The sequence below is a fragment of the Streptomyces spororaveus genome (genome assembly GCF_016755875.1).
Lineage (GTDB): Bacteria > Actinomycetota > Actinomycetes > Streptomycetales > Streptomycetaceae > Streptomyces > Streptomyces spororaveus.
Map to the genome: position 1 here is coordinate 841,996 of NZ_BNED01000005.1, position 16,262 is coordinate 858,257.

The 16,262-nt window shown below is 71.6% G+C and carries 15 protein-coding genes, 1 tRNA gene and 3 pseudogenes; 9 read left to right on the top strand and 10 right to left on the bottom strand.

What is annotated here, in order from left to right:
- Nucleotides 1–27: 27 nt before the first annotated feature.
- Nucleotides 28–459: pseudogene (locus tag Sspor_RS06540) on the bottom strand (sensor histidine kinase); the annotation flags it as partial.
- Nucleotides 460–572: 113 nt separating this feature from the next.
- On the opposite strand from Sspor_RS06540, the gene Sspor_RS06545 reads away from it, so the two are divergent.
- The 3 genes from Sspor_RS06545 to Sspor_RS06555 are packed head-to-tail and all read left to right on the top strand — an operon-like array spanning nt 573 to nt 2,562.
- A complete protein-coding gene (locus Sspor_RS06545) occupies nt 573–1,289 on the top strand; it encodes a glycosyltransferase family 2 protein (RefSeq protein WP_237403703.1) in 717 nt (238 codons plus the stop codon).
- The gene (locus tag Sspor_RS06550; protein WP_202198214.1) at nt 1,286–1,906 is read left to right on the top strand and encodes a TIGR04282 family arsenosugar biosynthesis glycosyltransferase; all 621 of its coding nucleotides are present in this window, start codon (nt 1,286–1,288) and stop codon (nt 1,904–1,906) included. Before Sspor_RS06545 ends, Sspor_RS06550 begins: the two co-directional genes overlap by 4 nt.
- The gene (locus tag Sspor_RS06555; RefSeq protein WP_202198215.1) at nt 1,903–2,562 is read left to right on the top strand and encodes a class I SAM-dependent methyltransferase; all 660 of its coding nucleotides are present in this window, start codon (nt 1,903–1,905) and stop codon (nt 2,560–2,562) included. Before Sspor_RS06550 ends, Sspor_RS06555 begins: the two co-directional genes overlap by 4 nt.
- Nucleotides 2,563–2,661: 99 nt before the next feature.
- Here the strand turns inward: Sspor_RS06555 and Sspor_RS06560 are convergent, their stop codons facing one another.
- From Sspor_RS06560 to Sspor_RS06575, 4 genes are all read right to left on the bottom strand, one after another.
- On the bottom strand, nt 2,662–3,642 hold the full coding sequence (locus Sspor_RS06560; RefSeq protein ID WP_202198216.1) for a zinc-binding dehydrogenase: 981 nt from the start codon (nt 3,640–3,642) through the stop codon (nt 2,662–2,664).
- Nucleotides 3,643–3,726: 84 nt separating this feature from the next.
- Entirely contained in the window at nt 3,727–4,311 is a 585-nt protein-coding gene (locus Sspor_RS06565; protein ID WP_202198217.1) for a TetR/AcrR family transcriptional regulator, read from the bottom strand.
- A gap of 73 nt (nt 4,312–4,384) precedes the next feature.
- Nucleotides 4,385–4,807 (bottom strand): hypothetical protein, encoded by a 423-nt coding sequence (locus Sspor_RS06570; protein ID WP_202198218.1) that lies wholly within the window; start codon nt 4,805–4,807, stop codon nt 4,385–4,387.
- Nucleotides 4,807–5,949: a molybdopterin-dependent oxidoreductase gene (locus Sspor_RS06575; protein WP_202198219.1), complete on the bottom strand. Its 1,143-nt coding sequence runs from the start codon at nt 5,947–5,949 to the stop codon at nt 4,807–4,809. The genes Sspor_RS06570 and Sspor_RS06575 overlap by 1 nt, the downstream gene beginning before the upstream one ends.
- Before the next feature lie 114 nt (nt 5,950–6,063).
- Here Sspor_RS06575 and Sspor_RS06580 point away from each other — a divergent pair, with 114 nt between their 5' ends.
- A complete protein-coding gene (locus Sspor_RS06580) occupies nt 6,064–7,503 on the top strand; it encodes a glycosyltransferase 87 family protein (protein ID WP_308445525.1) in 1,440 nt (479 codons plus the stop codon).
- An 11-nt stretch (nt 7,504–7,514) separates the two neighbouring features.
- Here Sspor_RS06580 and Sspor_RS06585 read toward each other — a convergent pair.
- Nucleotides 7,515–7,910 (bottom strand): annotated as a pseudogene (locus Sspor_RS06585) (sigma-70 family RNA polymerase sigma factor family protein); the annotation flags it as partial.
- Between the two features lie 66 nt (nt 7,911–7,976).
- Here Sspor_RS06585 and Sspor_RS06590 point away from each other — a divergent pair.
- The 5 genes from Sspor_RS06590 to Sspor_RS06610 all read left to right on the top strand — a co-directional run bounded on the left by Sspor_RS06590 (nt 7,977) and on the right by Sspor_RS06610 (nt 10,655).
- Nucleotides 7,977–8,651 (top strand): pentapeptide repeat-containing protein, encoded by a 675-nt coding sequence (locus Sspor_RS06590; protein WP_237403704.1) that lies wholly within the window; start codon nt 7,977–7,979, stop codon nt 8,649–8,651.
- Between the two features lie 13 nt (nt 8,652–8,664).
- A complete protein-coding gene (locus tag Sspor_RS06595; protein WP_202198221.1) occupies nt 8,665–9,384 on the top strand; it encodes a hypothetical protein in 720 nt (239 codons plus the stop codon).
- Between the two features lie 277 nt (nt 9,385–9,661).
- A tRNA-Met gene (locus Sspor_RS06600) sits at nt 9,662–9,735 on the top strand.
- Between the two features lie 56 nt (nt 9,736–9,791).
- A complete protein-coding gene (locus tag Sspor_RS06605) occupies nt 9,792–10,007 on the top strand; it encodes an MmyB family transcriptional regulator (RefSeq protein WP_443744682.1) in 216 nt (71 codons plus the stop codon).
- A 231-nt stretch (nt 10,008–10,238) separates the two neighbouring features.
- Nucleotides 10,239–10,655: a phosphate-starvation-inducible PsiE family protein gene (locus Sspor_RS06610; RefSeq protein WP_237404266.1), complete on the top strand. Its 417-nt coding sequence runs from the start codon at nt 10,239–10,241 to the stop codon at nt 10,653–10,655.
- Here the strand turns inward: Sspor_RS06610 and Sspor_RS06615 are convergent.
- The 4 genes and pseudogenes from Sspor_RS06615 to Sspor_RS06630 form a co-directional block, all read right to left on the bottom strand.
- A pseudogene (locus Sspor_RS06615) lies at nt 10,629–12,800 on the bottom strand (FUSC family protein). The gene Sspor_RS06610 and the pseudogene Sspor_RS06615 overlap by 27 nt on opposite strands.
- 158 nt (nt 12,801–12,958) lie before the next feature.
- On the bottom strand, nt 12,959–14,092 hold the full coding sequence (locus Sspor_RS06620; protein WP_202198223.1) for a hypothetical protein: 1,134 nt from the start codon (nt 14,090–14,092) through the stop codon (nt 12,959–12,961).
- A gap of 131 nt (nt 14,093–14,223) precedes the next feature.
- Nucleotides 14,224–15,987 (bottom strand): FAD-dependent oxidoreductase, encoded by a 1,764-nt coding sequence (locus Sspor_RS06625; RefSeq protein ID WP_202198224.1) that lies wholly within the window; start codon nt 15,985–15,987, stop codon nt 14,224–14,226.
- Nucleotides 15,987–16,250, bottom strand: a complete 264-nt coding sequence (locus Sspor_RS06630) for a UBP-type zinc finger domain-containing protein (RefSeq protein WP_202198225.1) — start codon at nt 16,248–16,250, stop codon at nt 15,987–15,989. The genes Sspor_RS06625 and Sspor_RS06630 overlap by 1 nt, the downstream gene beginning before the upstream one ends.
- Nucleotides 16,251–16,262: the final 12 nt, after the last annotated feature.

A 16,262-nucleotide genomic window follows, 5' to 3' on the forward strand; every position in this document is an offset into this window, starting at 1 on the left:
CGACGTCGTCGGCCGGATCCGCACGGCCTACGCAGGTGCGGGGAGGGTCAGTTCGAAGCGGCAGCCGCCAGGCATGTTGTGACGCCCGCGTGCCCGGATCGACGATTGCCAGGCCCAGGCCCGCGCCCGCGAGAGGGGTGCGGGCCTGACTGCCGCGCCAGCCGGTATCGAAGGCCCTGGGCAGGTCGTCCTCCGGGATGCCGCCGCAGGGGTCGGTGACGGACAGCACCACCGCGTCCGCGCGGTGTTCCGTGGCGATCGCGACCGCTCCGTCGGCCGGGGTGTGGCGGATGGCGTCGACCAGCAGGTTGAACGGCACCCCGCGTCATCTCCTTTCCATTGACCTCGACCGGTAGCGGGGCCACGCCCGTACCTTGCCAGGCGCACTCCGTGCTCGCGACGACGAGGTCGGGCCAGTGCCGGGGCTCGGTCGGTTTCGTTGCGGGATGCCATGCGAGAGTGGCCCCGTGCGGTGCCGCGTCGCACTGGCCCTGCCGCCACCGACGCGGTGTCCGCGTTTCGTAAGGTCTTCCGGCGCCGTTCTTGGCCGTCCGGTTCCTACGGTGTGGAGGGTGACTCCTTCTGCTTGTCGTCCGCCTCTCGCGGACCTCGTACTGCCGTGCCTCGACGAGGCGGAAGCCCTGCCCTGGGTGCTCGCGCGGGTGCCGGCCGGGTGGCGGGCCATCGTCGTCGACAACGGCTCCACCGACGGCTCGGCGGACATCGCCCGCTCCCTCGGCGCCACCGTCGTGCACGAGACCCGGCGCGGCTTCGGCGCCGCCTGCCACGCCGGACTGCTCGCCGCGCGCGCCGAGTTGGTCTGCTTCTGCGACTGCGACGCCTCCATGGACCCCGGACTGCTCGCGCCCATGGCCGAACGGGTCGCGGCCGGCGAAACGGATCTGCTGCTCGGCCGGCGCCGCCCGCAGGGCCGCGGCACCTGGCCCGCGCACGCCCGGGCGGGGAACTTCGCCCTGGCCCGCATGCTGCGCCGCCGCACCGGACTGCGGCTCCACGACCTCGGACCGATGCGGGTCGCGCGCCGCGAGGCCCTGCTCGGCCTGGACCTGAGCGACCGGCGCAGCGGCTACCCGCTCCAGATGGTCGTACGGGCCGCCGACGCGGGCTGGCGGGTGGCCGAGACGGACATCCCGTACCTCCCCCGATCCGGGAAGTCCAAGGTCACCGGCACCTGGCGGGGTACCTGGCACGCGGTACGGGACATGCGCAAGGTGCTCGCCGAGCCGCCGGGCGCCCGACCCGCACCGACCGAGGGGGTCTCCGCATGAGCACCCTCCTCGTCATCGCCAAGGCGCCCGTCGCCGGGCGCGTGAAAACCCGTCTCACCCCGCAGTTCACCCCGCAGCAGGCAGCCGACCTGGCCCTCGCCTCACTCCAGGACACCCTCGCGACGGTCCTGGCGACTCCGGCCGCGCGGCGTGTCCTGGTCCTCGACGGGCAGCCGGGTCCTTGGATCCCGGAGGGGATCGAGGTCGTCCCGCAGTGCACGGGCGGCCTGGACGTCCGACTGGCCGCCGCCTTCGCCCTGGCCGAAGGGCCGGCCCTGCTGATCGGCATGGACACCCCGCAGATCACTCCCGGCCTGCTCGCACTCGGGCTCGACTTCACCGAGGCGGACGCCTGGTTCGGTCCCGCCGACGACGGAGGGTTCTGGGCACTGGGCCTGGCCGACCCCGACCCGGCCCTGCTGCTCGGCGTCCCCATGTCCGTGACCCACACCGGCGAGGTCCAACGGCAGCGACTGACCGATGCGGGGCTGGCCGTACGCGACCTGCCCGAGCTCTGCGACGTGGACACCCCCGCCGACGCGAAACGGGTCGCGGCCGCAGCCCCGTGGACGCGCTTCGCCGCCCTGCACCACGGCCTGTGCGCGGTGACCCGATGACCGCCCAACTCGCCGAGCCCGCTACCCGTGCCTGGCAGGCGGATCCGTACGCGGCCGCCCTCCGCACCGGGCAGGGGCCGCTGTTCCTCCGTCGGCGCGACGGGTGGCTGCTGCCGCTCGAAGTCGAGCGGTGGTGCGCCGAGCCCGACTCGGCCGACGACACCGTCCTGGCACGGTGTACCGGGCCCGTCCTCGACATCGGCTGCGGACCGGGCCGGCTGGTCACCGCCCTCGCCCGGCTCGGACACACCGCACTCGGCGTGGACGTCACCCCCGAGGCGGTGGCCCGCACCGTGCGGGCGGGCGGCAGCGCCCTCTGCCGGTCGGTGTTCGACCCGCTTCCCCGCGAAGGCCGCTGGGGCACGGTCCTCCTCATAGACGGCAACATCGGAATCGGCGGAGACCCCGCAGCCCTGCTGCTCCGCGCAGTCGAACTGACCGCACCCGGCGGCTCCCTGCTGGTCGAGGTCGCCACAACCGACGTCGACGAACGCGTTGAGGTCCACGTCGAGGACGGCGATGGCGGCCGCGGAGCCTCATTCTGGTGGGCCCGGCTCGGCGCCCGCGCCCTGTGCGCCGAGGCGCGGGCCGCGGACTGGACCCCGTACGAAACCTGGCAGACGGCGGGCCGGCACTTCGTACACCTCACGCGCTGACGGTTGCCGAGCGGCGAACCACCAGGTGGGATCCGCGGCAGTGCGGATCCCACCCGGAGTCGCTGCCCGCGCCGGTGGGCTGGCGAAAGGTCTGGCGTCTCAGCCGACGGTGACGACCATCTTCCCGAGGGCTTCTCCGGACTCCATGGCCCGATGGGCCTCCACGATCTCGTCGAACCGGAAGACCCGGGCGGGACGGGCCCGCAGGACACCGGCCTCGACCTTGGCGTAGATCTCGTCCAGCGGTATGCCGGTGAGCGGGAATGCGGGGGTGCCCAGGACGAAGGCGCTGCCGAAGAAGCTGAGCCGGACTCCGCTGGGGAGGTCGGCGATCGGGTCGAAGTCGCGTACGGGCTCGAATCCGCCCAGGAAGCCGAGCTGGCAGACCCGCCCGCGCGGCCGGACCAGGGCCAGCGAGTCACGCAGGACGCTGTTGCCGACGACGTCGAACACCACGTCGACGCCGAGCTCCCGCTCCGCGACCTGGGCGGCGAGCGCGCCGTCGTCGATGAGGACGTCGGCGGCCCCGAGCTCCTTCAGCAGGGGTGCCCGCAGCGGGTCGCGGGTCGTGGCGAGGACGGTGGCGCCGTGGTCGACCGCCAGGTTGACGGCGGCCTGGCCGAGCGAGGAGGTCGCTCCGCGCACCAGGACGGTCTCGTCAGGCTGCAGGTCCAGATTGCCGAACAGGCCGCTCCACGCCGTCGCGTACACCTCGGGGACCGCCGCGAGATCGGCCCAGTCCAGCGGCGAGCGGACGGCCACCACGTTGGTCGCCGGTACGGTCACCAACTCCGCGTAGCTTCCGTTGCGGGTCCGCCCCATGCCGCCGAGTATCGCCACGACCCGGGTTCCGAGGGCGAGTTCGCCGGACGGGTCGGCCTCGACCACCCCGGCGCACTCGATGCCGGGGACGGCTGCGACCTTCCCCCAGGCGCCGCTGCGCATGTAGGCCTCGGCGTGGTTGAGGCCGAACGCCTTGACCCGGATGAGCACTTCGCCGTCGGCGGGCACGGGGTCCGGCAGTTCGGTGAGGGTGAGCACCTCGGGTCCGCCGTGGGCGGAGATGACGATGGCCTTCATGTACCGACTCCATTCTTGAGCAGTCATTCAACTATCGGTGCGGAGAAAAGGGCCACCGCGTACGGTGGCCCGTGCGCCTCGCCGTCAGGCGAGAGCGGCGAAAGCGTTGTCGACGATCGCGCGCAGGAGCGTCTCGTCCGGGTTGGCCTTGCCGACGACCATGAGCCCCTGGCAGGTGGCGACCAGGAGCTTGGCGCTCCCGGAACAGTCCAGTGAGGCGCGCACCTGCCCCCTGCGGAGCGCGTTCTCCAGTGCGTGGGTCATGCACCGCTCCAGCCGGGCCAGGTGTCCGCGGACGGCGGCCGCCGCCTCGTCGTCCTCGGCGGCGTTCTCGATCGCCGTATTGACGAGCAGGCAGCCCTGCCGGCCTTCAGGACTGAGCAGATCGCACACCAGCCCGTCGAAGTATCCGCGGACCTCACCCAACGAGGCTCCAGGAGCCTCCAGCTCGCCCAGCTTCTGGGGGACGATCAGCTTCGCGTACCGCTCCAGCGACTTCAGGAACAGCGCGCGCTTGCCGCCGGGGAAGGCGCTGTAGAGACTGCCGGGCTTGACCCCGGTCGCCTTGACCAGGTCCTCGACGGAGACGGCCCGGTATCCGCGCTCCCAGAACCGGAGCATGGCCACGTTCAGGACGGCATCGGGCTCGAACTCTCGCGGTCTGGGCATGAGAAGAAAATACATGAACGACCATTCAAGAACAATGCGCTTACCCGGCGGCTTCTCTGCGGCACCGCTTCGATCAGGCCCGACGGCTCTCCCGGCCCATCCGGCGCGCCCGGCGCGCCACGGCAGGCACACCAACGTACGCGAGGGTGAACAGCGCGATGGCGGCCATGGCGAGCAGCCAGTTGCGCAGGTAGTCGAGCGGCAGGACGGTGGGGTCGGCCACGCCCTCCGGGCGCAGGAGTGGGGGAAGCGCAATCGCCGTGAGGGAGCCCGCGACGATCAGGGCCGCACGCGGAACCCCGTGCAGGCGCAGGCCGGCCACCGCAACGACGGCGGCGATCGCCATCACGGCGGGCGCGACGAACCCGTCGTGCACAACGACCGCTCCCCCGAGCCAGACGGCGATCCGCCAGGGCTCGGGCTGCTGGAGGAGCAGCCACCCGCCCCAGGCCGTGCACACCAGCCCGGATCCGCCCATCACGTATCGGAAGTTCATCACGCCACCTCCAGTCGGCCGACCCACTTGGTCTGCAGGACACCGGGCCGGTTCGGAGCGATGATCCGCGCCGGGTAGCCGTGGTCCAGGGACAGCACTTCGCCGTTCAGCCGGAGCGCGAGCAGCGTGAGCGGGTCCTGCGCGTACAGGCGTCCCATCTCCATCACGCGGTAGGCGCCCGCCGCTTCCAGGGAGACCACCCGAGCCCGCGCACCCGGGCCGCCTCCCGCACGCTCCAGGAGGTCCCGTACCCGGACCCCGGTCCAGTGGGCGGACTTGCTCCAGCCCTCGACGCAGGCGATGGGCAGGGTGACGTCATGCTGTGGCATGGCGCGCAGCTCCTCCAACGTGAGGCTGTAGGGACGCGGCCCGTCCACGGTCAGTTGCCAGTCGGCCAAGGAGGCCTCGGAGACGCGCGCGGCGGCGGCCGTCCGGTTCACGGGGAGTCCTTGGGGCCCGTGGGCGGGGCTGCGCGGGCCGAACAGTTCCAGCGGGCCGAGTGCGGTGACGGACTGCCCGACCGTGGCGAGCGTGACCGCTCCGACCGCGGCCGTGACGCCGAGGAGGAGCTGCCGGCGGTCGGGCCCGTCGGCCTCGGGCAGGGCCAGGGTTCCGGGGGAACGGAGCGTGAAGTGGTCGCGGATCTTCGGCCATTGCACGGCGACGTGCAGCAGGAGCGATCCCAGCAGGAGCCAGGCCACCGCGTAGTGCACGGGAACGAAGTTGAAGGGCCAGGGGTACCACTGGAAGGTGTTCAGCAGCCCGGTGAACAGCTCGAACAGTCCGGCCGCGACCAGGACCGCCACCGAGATCCGCTCCAGCGCATGGAGGACCGATCGCACCGGAGGCCAGGCGAACAGGCGCGGATAGACCGCCCACAGCTTCGCCAGCAGGAGCGGGATCGCGGCGATCCCGGACGCCACGTGCAGCCCCTGGGTGAACCGGTATCCCCAGTACGGGCGGCTCGGCAGCGAGTCGGCCAGCCATCCGGGCGGGTGCTGGAGGTAGTGGCTCAGGACACCGGTCGCGAAGCAGACGGCCATGGCCAGGCCGAGCCAGCGGCCGATGGCGGTCGCGGTGCGGGCGTCGTGCAGGCGCGCCTTGAAGGTGACGGGCGGCCCCGAGGGCAGGGTGAAACGCATGCCCCCATCACACCCCCGGCAAGGCCCGCGCAGGCTGCCGGAACATCTTACGAATCACGGACATCCGCGACGGCGCGGCCCACGGGAGAGTCGATCCCTGGAACGATTCCGCAGGTGAAAGCCCTTACCGCCCTCACTCCTCGCACCGCGCTGGTGACCACCGCCCTCGCCCTTGCGGCACTCACGGCGCTCCTCGCCCGCACCATCATGTACGGGGACTACTTCAGCGACCCGGTCGGCCTGTTCTGCTGGTACGCGGCCTGCTGGGCGCTGTTCACCGTCGCGCTGCTGGCTCTGCGCCGCGTCCCCTCTCGTAGCGTCGCGTGGCTGATCGCCGCAGGGGCCGTCGTCGTCACGCTGACCGGGCTGACGGGGCCGCCGCGGACCAGCACCGACTCCTACCGCTACGCCTGGGACGGCCGAGTCCAGTCCGCCGGCATCTCCCCGTACGACCACACCCCCCAGGACCCGGCGCTCGCCCGGCTGCGCGACCCCTGGCTGTTCCCCACCGGCGCCGCCTGCACGGGCCCCGGCCTCGCCCCGATCCCCCACACCGACGGCACGCGTCACTGCACCCGTATCAACAGGCCCGCCGTCCACACCATCTATCCGCCCGTCGCCGAGGCGTACTTCCTGGCCGTGGACCGGCTCTCCCCTGCAGACTCCCGCCACAAGCCGTTCCAGATCGGGGCCGCCCTGCTGTCCCTCGGAGTCACGGGCACGCTCCTCCTGATCCTGCGACGGCGCGGCACCGACCTGCGCAAGGCCGCGTACTGGGCCTGGTGCCCGGCCGTCCCTCTGGATGCGGTCAACAACGCGCACGTCGACGTCCTGGGCGTGCTCCTCGCGATCGCCGGACTCGGCCTCGTCGCCTCCCGGGCACTGACCCGGCGGGCAGCGGGCGGAGTACTGATCGGCGCCGCCATCGCCACGAAGCTGATGCCGGCCGTCGTCCTGCCCGGAGCCCTGTCCGGGGTCCGGCGCTTCCGCGACGCGGCCGCCGTGCTCCTGCCCGCCGCTGCCTTCGCCGTACTCTCCTACCTCCCGTACGTCCTCCTCTCGCACGGCTCGGTCTTCGGCTACCTCGGCGGCTACGTCGAGGAGGAGGGCTACGACGACGCCTCGGCCGGGTCCCGCTATTCGCTCCTACGCCTGGTCCTGCCCGACACCTGGGCCTTCCCCGTACTGCTCGTCATCGTCGCGGCGGTGTCGGTGTACGTGATGTGGCGCGGGGACCCGCGGCGCCCCTGGAGCGGCGCCCTCCTGGTCACCGGCTGGTCCTTCGTCCTCCTCACGCCCGGCTACTCCTGGTACGCGCTCCTCCTGATCGCCCTCGTCGCCCTGGACGGACGCTGGGAATGGCTCGGCATCCCGCTCGCGGGCGCCGCTGTCTACATCCTCGCCCCGACGCTCCACTTCCATCCGTCGCTGAGCAACATCGCGTACGGCGCCGCGGCTTCCCTCGTCCTCGTGATGACCTGGGTCCGACGGCGAGCCAAGGTGAGGGGGGCCGAGGCCGCAGCCACAGCGTCAGGACATCCGCACCCGGCTTGAACCCCCGCCCGTCACCACTCGGTGATGAGCGGCGCGTCCGGTTCGTGTTGCCGCCAGGCCCCGGCGAGGCGGACGAGGCGGGCAGGGGCGGCGATGCCGCGCACGGTTGCGATCTTGCCGTCCTCGATGTCGAACGTCACTGCGCCGACGACCTTGCCGCCGGGCACGAAGAGGAGGGCGGGGGCGCCGTTGACGAGCGCGAAGTGGACCTCGGAGACCCCTCCGGCGAGTCGCTGCTTCGCGGGCGTGGACGTGAAGCCGGCCCGTGCGATGGCGGCGATGCGCCCCGGAGTGTCGTACCGCAGCAGCCTCTTGGTGAGGCCCGCGCCGTCGGAGATCGCGGTGGCGTCGTCGGTGAGCAGCGCCACCAGCCGTTCGGTGCGGCCCGAGGAGGCGGCGGCGAGGAAAAGGCCGAGGTGATCAGTCCCCGCCGCCAGCCCCGGGGCCGCCCCGCCCCAACGACAAGGAGCACCATGGTCACCCGCACTTTCGGCCTCACCACCATCACCCTGCCGGAGCTGGACGAGCCCGGCCTCTACCTGAGCAACGTCGACAGCCTCGACAGCTCCCGCGGCACCGTCCAGGACTTCGCGTACGGGGACGCCGATCTCCGATCGCTCGGGCTCGCGGAAACCCAGCTGGTCACCGGCTGCATCGCGTGCGTCCGCGCGAAGCGGGTCGAGTTCGAGGGGGTCAATCTCCACGGTGTGGAGATCGGCGACAGCGAGCTCGGTTCGGCACACTGGACCGGCAGCAAGCTGACCCGCGTCCGCTTCCGGGACTGCAAGCTGATGGGCATCTCCCTGGACGGTTTGGTCCTCGACGACGTGCTGTTCGAAGGTTGCAAGCTCGACTTCGCCACCTTCGAGAAGGTCCGCGTCACCGGCCCCGTGGCCTTCGTCGGCTGCGTCCTCACAGAGGCCACGTTCACCGACTGTGACCTGTCCGACGTCGTGTTCACCGATTGCACGCTCCGGCTCACCGAATTCGGCACGGGGCGCTACCGCAACACCGACCTTCGGGAGAACGACCTGTCGGCCATCCGCGGTGTCGCGAACCTCGCCAAGGTCCGCATCGACCCCGGGCAGCAGTCCGACCTTGCCGAGGCCTTGGTGCACGAACTCGACATCATCATCGGGGACGACTGACCGGGAGGACCTCGTGCCCCTGCACATCGCCTACGGCGCCCCGTCCGCCCTCCGCGCCCGCTGCGAGGTCGCCACCGTCCGGACCACCCGCCCCGACGAGGCCGCATACGAGCCCGGCGCGATCATCCCCGCCGGGCAGTGGCGCCCCATGAGGGAAGCGGACGTCAAGGCGGTCACGGCCCCTCGTCGCCCCCTGGACAGCGCCCTCGTGGAGATCGTCCGGCCCACGTTTCGGGAAGGACTCCCGCTCGAAGACCTCACCGGCCCACTGGGCGACCCGGACGCGGTGTACCTCGGTCAAGCCCTCGCCAAGCCCGACATGACCACAACCACCGACAACTACGAGGACGGCCGACTGATCGGGCTGCACCTCGACAACTGGGACAAGCTCGCGTACGCCGACAGGCACACCGGACGCCGCAGGCTCTGCCTCAACCTCGGCCCCGGAGTGCGATACATCATTCTCGGTGCCATCGACGCCCAAGCGGTCTGCCGAGCCGTCCACCCCGACTACCACGCCGACCGCTACCCGCACACCCAGGACTACCGCGACTACGTCGCCAGCGGCCGCCCCATCCGCATCATCCGAATACGCCTCGCCCCGGGCGAAGGCTATGTGGCTCCCACCGAGTACCTGCTGCACGACGGCTCCACCGAGGCCCAGGACCGGCCCTCAGCCGCCGCATTCTGGCTCGGACACTGGCCCCGCGGCATCCTGCCCTCCCTCATCTGACCTCTCGCGCCGATGCCTTCCGTGAGACTCAGACTGATAGCAAGGCCACCCGGTAGGCCCGCGGCACCACGCGAACCGCATAGCTTCGCAGTCGTCAGGACATCCTCGGAAACAGCAGTGCGGGCCGCCGCTCCCCGGCAGCTGCGGCCCGCACTCCCCCATCGCCGGAGGCGGCAGAGAACGAATGCCCCTGCAAGCTGCGAGCGCTTGCGACAGCAGGTCGGCCAGGAAATCCGGAGAAGCCCAGGCCAAAGGTGCCGTATGGTGGAGGCATCGACGCGGGGTGGAGCAGCTCGGTAGCTCGCTGGGCTCATAACCCAGAGGTCGCAGGTTCAAATCCTGTCCCCGCTACTGCTCAGAAGGGCCCAGATCTCCAATAGAGATCTGGGCCCTTCTGCTGTAGTGACGTGCTGGCGTGGAACCGCCTGGGTCACACGCTGTTCGCCGGGCACCTGGGCCGTGGCGCCCCGGACCTGCCGGCGCAGCGCCCCAACATGGCCAGACTGGTGTTCCTCGACAATCACACCCGCGGGACGACGTCTGCGGCCGGCAGGGCCGCCGCGAGGAACGAGGCTGACCCCGGCCCTGCCTTCTCCGGCCGCGGGGTAGAACTCGGTCGCTGATGTCGCGCCTCGTCCCACCCCCGCAGGCTGCCACCAGGGAGGAATCCCTCGTCCACCCGTTTGGCAGCACAGCGAGCCGCGCCCGCTGGCCTGGGGCGCCCCCCAGGATGCCGACCGTGAGACCCAAGCTCCCGGACCGAGGGCGGCGGCCGGGTACAGGGCCTCCTGCAGCTCCTCGAGGACGGCATCCACCTCATTGTCGCGGCGCTCCTCGTACTGCTCGCGGGAATCCTGACCGTCGGGGTCGTCCACGACGTCATCAGGTCGATCCAGGGGCCGTACGAGGAGGAGGCGGTCGTTCTGTCCGCCCTGGACAACAGCCTTATGCTGTTCATCGTGGCCGAGCTGCTCCACACCGTCCGCCTGACCATCAGGAACCAGACCCTCGACGCGGAGCCGTTCCTCGTCGTCGGCCTGGTTGCCGGCATCCGCAAGGTGCTCATCGTGACGGCCGAGGCGGAGAAGTCCTTCCGGTGGAACGTCGAGGGGGTCGAACTGCTCGACCTGGCAGGTCTGATCCTCGTGATGGCGACAGCGGGGTACGTGTGGCGTCGCTCGACGCGGCCGGGAGACTACTTCCCGCTCCAGGAGGCGCGGCGCGCTCCTCCGTCGCCGGAGCCGTCACCCACCCCGGTGGGCGGATCCTGATCCGTCACCTTCCGTCGCTGCGGCCGCCCGCACCCGTTGCTCTTCGAGAGCGGAGCCGACGTCCCGTTCCAGGGGTGTACGGCTCACGGCCGTCGCGAGGGCCTCCAAGGCCCGCTTCTGCATTTCCGCCCCGCGCCGCACCACCGGGCTCCCGCCCCCGGCGGCGCCCTCCCACGCGTGGAGCGCCTCCTCCACGCGCGCCCAGTCCGGATTCCTGTGCTCGCGCACATCGACCGCCGCCTGCGCAGTGTCCGCCTCCAGAGCCTCGGCGAGCCGCTCCGCCTCGGGGACGGGACGGCTGTCGGCCCGCGGGAGGTGGCTCTCCATGAGCATCGCCGCCCGGTCGAAGCCCTTGATCGCCTCCTGCGCCTCCTCCGCCTCGCGTGACGTCAGGCCCCTGGGGCGGACCGGTTCCTGCCTTGCCCGGTCGTACGCCTCCTGCCAGGCGGCGCGTGCCTCCCTGTTCGCCAGCAGTGCCCTGCGCAGGTCGGCGTGATGTTCCCGGGTCGGTTCGGCGTAGCTGCGGAGCACCGCGGCCGCGTAGCGGCCCTCGGCGGCGAGCCAGTCCGCAAGCCGGCCCGGCAGTCGGGGTGTCTCCCATGCGGGGAACACCACGTACGCCAGCATCGCGAGGGCCCCGCCGAGCAGGGTGAGCACCACCCGCTCCGGGACCGTCTGCTCCCACGCCTGGCCGCCCATGCCGAGCAGGAAGACGACGTATGCGGCAGTGAAGCACTGGGAGTAGGCGTAGCCGGTACGGTTCAGCATGAACGACAGGCCCGCCGAGACCACCGCCAGCAGGCCGAACACCTGGGCGTCCGGGCCCAGGGCCCGCCCCATCCCGGTGGCGAGGGCGACCCCCGCCAGGGTCCCGGCGAGACGGGCCACCGCCCGCGCGTACGTCTGGTGGAAGTCCGGCCGCATCACCATCACCGAAGTGATGGGCACCCAATAGCCGTGGCCCACCGGAAGCCGGGCGGCGATCAGGTAGCCGAGCGTGGCCACCGCCGCCAGGCGGACGGCGTGCCGGAACACGGGCGAGTCCCGGCGGAGCTCACGTCGGACCGCCCGGACCACGACCGGGACCAGCCGGAACATGGTCGGGCGCACCAGGACCTGGGCGTCCTCGGGGACGGGCGGCGCGGGCGTCCTCCCGGGCGTGCCGCACCGGGCGATCTCCAAGGCCTCGCCGAGCAGTTCCACGAGCCGCTCGGCGGCCTGCCGCGCGGGGCCCTCCAGCACCTCGTGCTCCTCGTCGACGCACAGGGCGTCCGTGCTTCCGGGCGACACCTCGGTGGGAGTGCCGCGGCGGATCGAACGGGCGGCCGCATCCAGGACCTCGGCGGCGGCGTCGAGCAACTCCCTTGCCCGGTCCCGCCCGGGCCCCTCCGGCGGGGCGCCGACGCCCGGGTCGGCGAGTGCGGCGACGACGGGCCGAATGCGCTCGGCGAGTCCCCTGGGGCCGTGCAGGACGGAGGGACGGGTGCGGGCCTGCGACGGCGTCACGGCGGCCGCGTCCCGGGCCGTCATCAACGGTTCCGGGTCGAACGGGGCGGTCGGGTCGTGCCGCAGCCGGCGGGCGTAGTCCGCCACGGCGGCCAGGGCGTCGGCGAGCGCGTCACGATGCGCCCCCCAACGGCGGATCGGGAACAGCAGGATCAGCAGGGCCTGCGCCACGCCCCCGAGCGCGATGATCCCGGCGTGCTCCAGGGCCCGCCCGATGCTCGTGGGCAGGGTGACGGTCACCAGCATGCTGCCGACCGTCGTCGCCGCGACGATCCCGGCGGTCGATCCGACGGCCTACGCCATCCCTGCGGCAAAGGCCCATACGGCCAGCAGTGGGAGGAACGTCGCGAGTCGCCCCGCGGCCAGATACCCGAGGAAGGTGCCGAGTGCCAGACCTACGCCCGCGCCGAGCGCGATGACTTTGCGGGGACGCCAGGTGCGCTGGAACGTGGCTGCGCCCGCGGAGTAGGCGCCGAGGGCGGCGGACGCGGCTTACGCCGGGGAGGCCAGCCACAGCGCCGGCCCGATGACGAGCGCCACCCCCACAGCTGTGCGCAGCGCGAGCAGGGGCTCAAGTCGCGCCTCCTCGATCGTGAGCCCGGATCGCACGACTTCCCGGAGGGCCCGCAGCCACGTCACGGGCAGGAGCCTAGCCCGGCCCCGCTACCGGGTCGTGCCGGCCACGCCGCCGAGAACGTTGAGCATGAGGCGGGGGTCCTCGTGGCCCTCGGGGGCCGCCGATCGACCGGCGATGTCGTCGGGCCCTGACGATCACCAACCAGCGACGCATCTCCGACTCAGGTCATCAGCTGGTCACCGTGGGCGCCTTGGAGCATGTGGCGACGTTGCTCTTCGCGCGTGGAGTAGGTGGCTGCGCGGATCGCCTCGTCGCTCTCCAAGCCCGATCCCAGCGCGCCGGCCACCGTGGCGACCGAAGCGACGAACCAGGACAACGTCAAGTACTCCGTGGCGTGCAGCGGGGTTCCTGTCGTGGAAGCGAACACCCGGTCGTTGAGGATGAACAGCGCCCACACCAAGTTGATGACCATCAATCCCACGTAGCAGACGAGCGCCCCGATACCGACGGTGAGGACCGTCGAGGTGTTGTAGAGCCGAGCCCTCTGCCTCGCCTCCGGCGATCCCTCCGTCGATCGGTGCCACAGCTCCCCGTCCACGATCAGCCAGCCGATCATGAGCCCGACGGACCCGACCATGGCGATCACGAGGCGTGGCGCGCTCAGGGCACCGGAGAGGCTCCAGGTGGTGGAGTCCAGGGTGGCGATGGCTCCCGTGGCGAGTGCGGCCGCCAGGGCTTTCGACAGGCCCGACACCAAGCGCCAAGGCCGGTTCGCGCGGACCATACCGACGAGCACCCGCAGGTAGCCGCGCGGCCCGCTGACGATGTACCGGAGATCGGCAGCCTCCTCGTCACCGACCTGGCCCCGGTGGACAGGCGTGAGACGACCGGCGAAAGGGCCCGAAAGCGGCTGACTCCGCGGAAGCCCCTCCGCCCCAGTGGCCTGCGGACCGGCCAAGCCGAGCACGGCTTCTTCCACTGCCCGCCGGGCTCTCGTCTGCAGCCGCAAGCCCCCCAGGGAAGGAAGGGACAGCAGCGCCAAGCCGTGTTCGTGACTCAGATCCACAAGAATCTTGCGCCCGTGTGAGTGCAGCGGAAGGTCGGTGAGGGCCACCACGATGTCCCAGTTCTCCGCACTTGCGCGCTCCATGATCCGGCGCATCAAGGTGTGCGGGTCCTCGGTCCCCGAGGTGAAGGGCTCACTGACCACCTTGACGTCGAACCGACGTCCCTGGCCCGCCTTTTCAGCGAGCCGGTCAGGAAGCATCCGGGCGATGCGCCGCGCAACGTCCGTGGGCGCGTCCGGATCGGCCAGGAGAGCTACGACCGTGACGCCCTGCGACGACTCCCGCACGACCGGACCATCCTCCTCGGCTGCCCTCCGCGATTGCAAGGGTTCACAGGATGCCCCGGGGTGGAGGCGAAGCCGTGGTGACACGCTGTCCTTACGGGTGGGGCCATGTGTCGGGTCCGTCAGGGGCCGGGTCAGCGCGAGGACACGGGCCCGCCCGCTTCCGGCCGGCGTCCCTCGGGGCCGACGGTGACCAGGTTTCCCTTCCGTTCCCGGTGCTCGTGCACGAGGCGGATCGCCATGGCGCCTTCACCGGTCGCCGAGGCCACCCGTTTCACCGATCCGCTCCTGACGTCGCCGGCGGCGAAGACCCCGGGCAGGGTGGTCTCCAGCAGCATCGGATCGCGGCCCAGCGAGGCCCACCGGTTCGTATCGGCCACCGCCCCGGCGTCGGCGCCGGTGAGGACGAAGCCCCTCTCGTCCAGAGCCAGCACGCCCTTGAGCCATTCCGTGCGGGGCCGGGCGCCGATGAACACGAACAGCGCCGCGGCCTGCAGCTCACGGCGCTCATGGCTTGCGTTGTCCTCCACCGTCAGCGACTCCAGCTTCTCCTTGCCGGCGACGCCCCGTACTTCGGTGTGGAGCAGCACCTCGATCTTGGGGTGCTGCTCCACCTGGTCCACCAGGTAGCGCGACATGTCCGCGTTGAGGTCGCTGCCCCGGACGAGGAGGTGGACCTCGGACGCGTGCTGGGCGAGGAACAGCGCCGCTTGTCCGGCGGAGTTCCCGCCGCCGACCACGGCGACCGGGTCGGCGCGGCAGAGGCCGGCCTCGTGGACCGTCGCCGCGTAGTAGACGCTGATGCCTTCCAGGCGGTCGATGCCGGGCACTTCGAGCCTGCGGTACCGCACGCCCGAGGCGAGCACCACGGCGCCGGCCCGGGCCCGGGAGCCGTCTGTGAACGTGACGATGTACTCATCGTCCTGCGGGGCGAGCGCGCTGACCTCCGCCGGCACCATCAGGCGGGCGCCGAACTTGTGCGCCTGGAGCACCGCACGCTCGATGAGTTCGCCCCCGGAGATGCCGGACGGGAAGCCGAGGTAGTTCTCGATGCGGGACGAGGTCGCGGCCTGGCCTCCCGTGGCCACGGCGTCGACGGTGACCGTGGTGAGGCCGTCGGAGGCGCCGTACACGGCGGCGGCGAGTCCTGCGGGGCCCGCACCGACCACCATGACCTCGCACCGTTCGTTCTCGGCCGAGGGGGCGGGGGCGGGGGCGGGCAGCCCGATGAGCCGGGCGAGTTCGGCGTTGCTCGGATTGCGCAGGAGCCGCTCGCCCTGCCAGAGGACCACCGGTGTCTCGTCGGGACGGATGGCGAACCGGCGCAGCAGTGCCTCGGCCTCCTTGTCCCTCTCCAGATCCACCCAGCGGTGGGGCAGCCGGTTGCGGGCGGCGAACTCGCGCAGCCGCAGCGTGTCCCGTGAGTAGCACGACCCCAGGATCCGGAAGCCGGCGCCGAGGCCGATGAGCAGGTACCTGCGGCCCAGGTAGGCGCGGAGGATCAGGTCGCCGAGGACGGGGTCGCTGCCGACCAGGGCGCGTTGCCGCTCCACCGGTACGGCAAGGATCTCGCCGGCCTCGCGCACCACGGCGGTGTTGAACGCCGCCTGGCCCTCCAGCAGTCCGAGTTCGCCCAGGAACCTGCCGGGTCCGTGGACCGCGACCGTGCGCTCGTCGGGGCCGCCCTGGTCGCTGAGGATTTCGACGGTCCCGCAGAGGATCACGAGGAACTCCCGGAACGGCTCGCCCTCGCGGTACAGCACCTCGCCCTCGGCCGTCCTGCGGCGCTCACCGTGCGCGCTCAGGTCCTCGAGCTGCTCCGGGGTGAGGCGCGGGAACGCCCCGTACCGGTCCGGTGTCTCGCTGACCGCACCCTTCTCGTGCTCGGCCGTGCTCATCAGACCAGGGCCTCGTGAACGAAACACCAGCGCCAGTCCTCTCCCGGCTCGAAGGACTGCACGACGGGGTGACCGACGCTCCCTGCATGCCGTCTGGCGTGCTTGAGGGGGGAGGAGTCGCAGCAGCCGACGTGCCCACAGGTGAGACAGAGGCGCAGGTGCAGCCACGGGGAATGCTCCTTGAGGCACTCCTCGCAGCCCTCCGGGGTACGCGGCGTCACTGGGCGCACCATCGCCAGGTGCGGGTCGACAATCGTGGCCATGAGAGTTTTCCT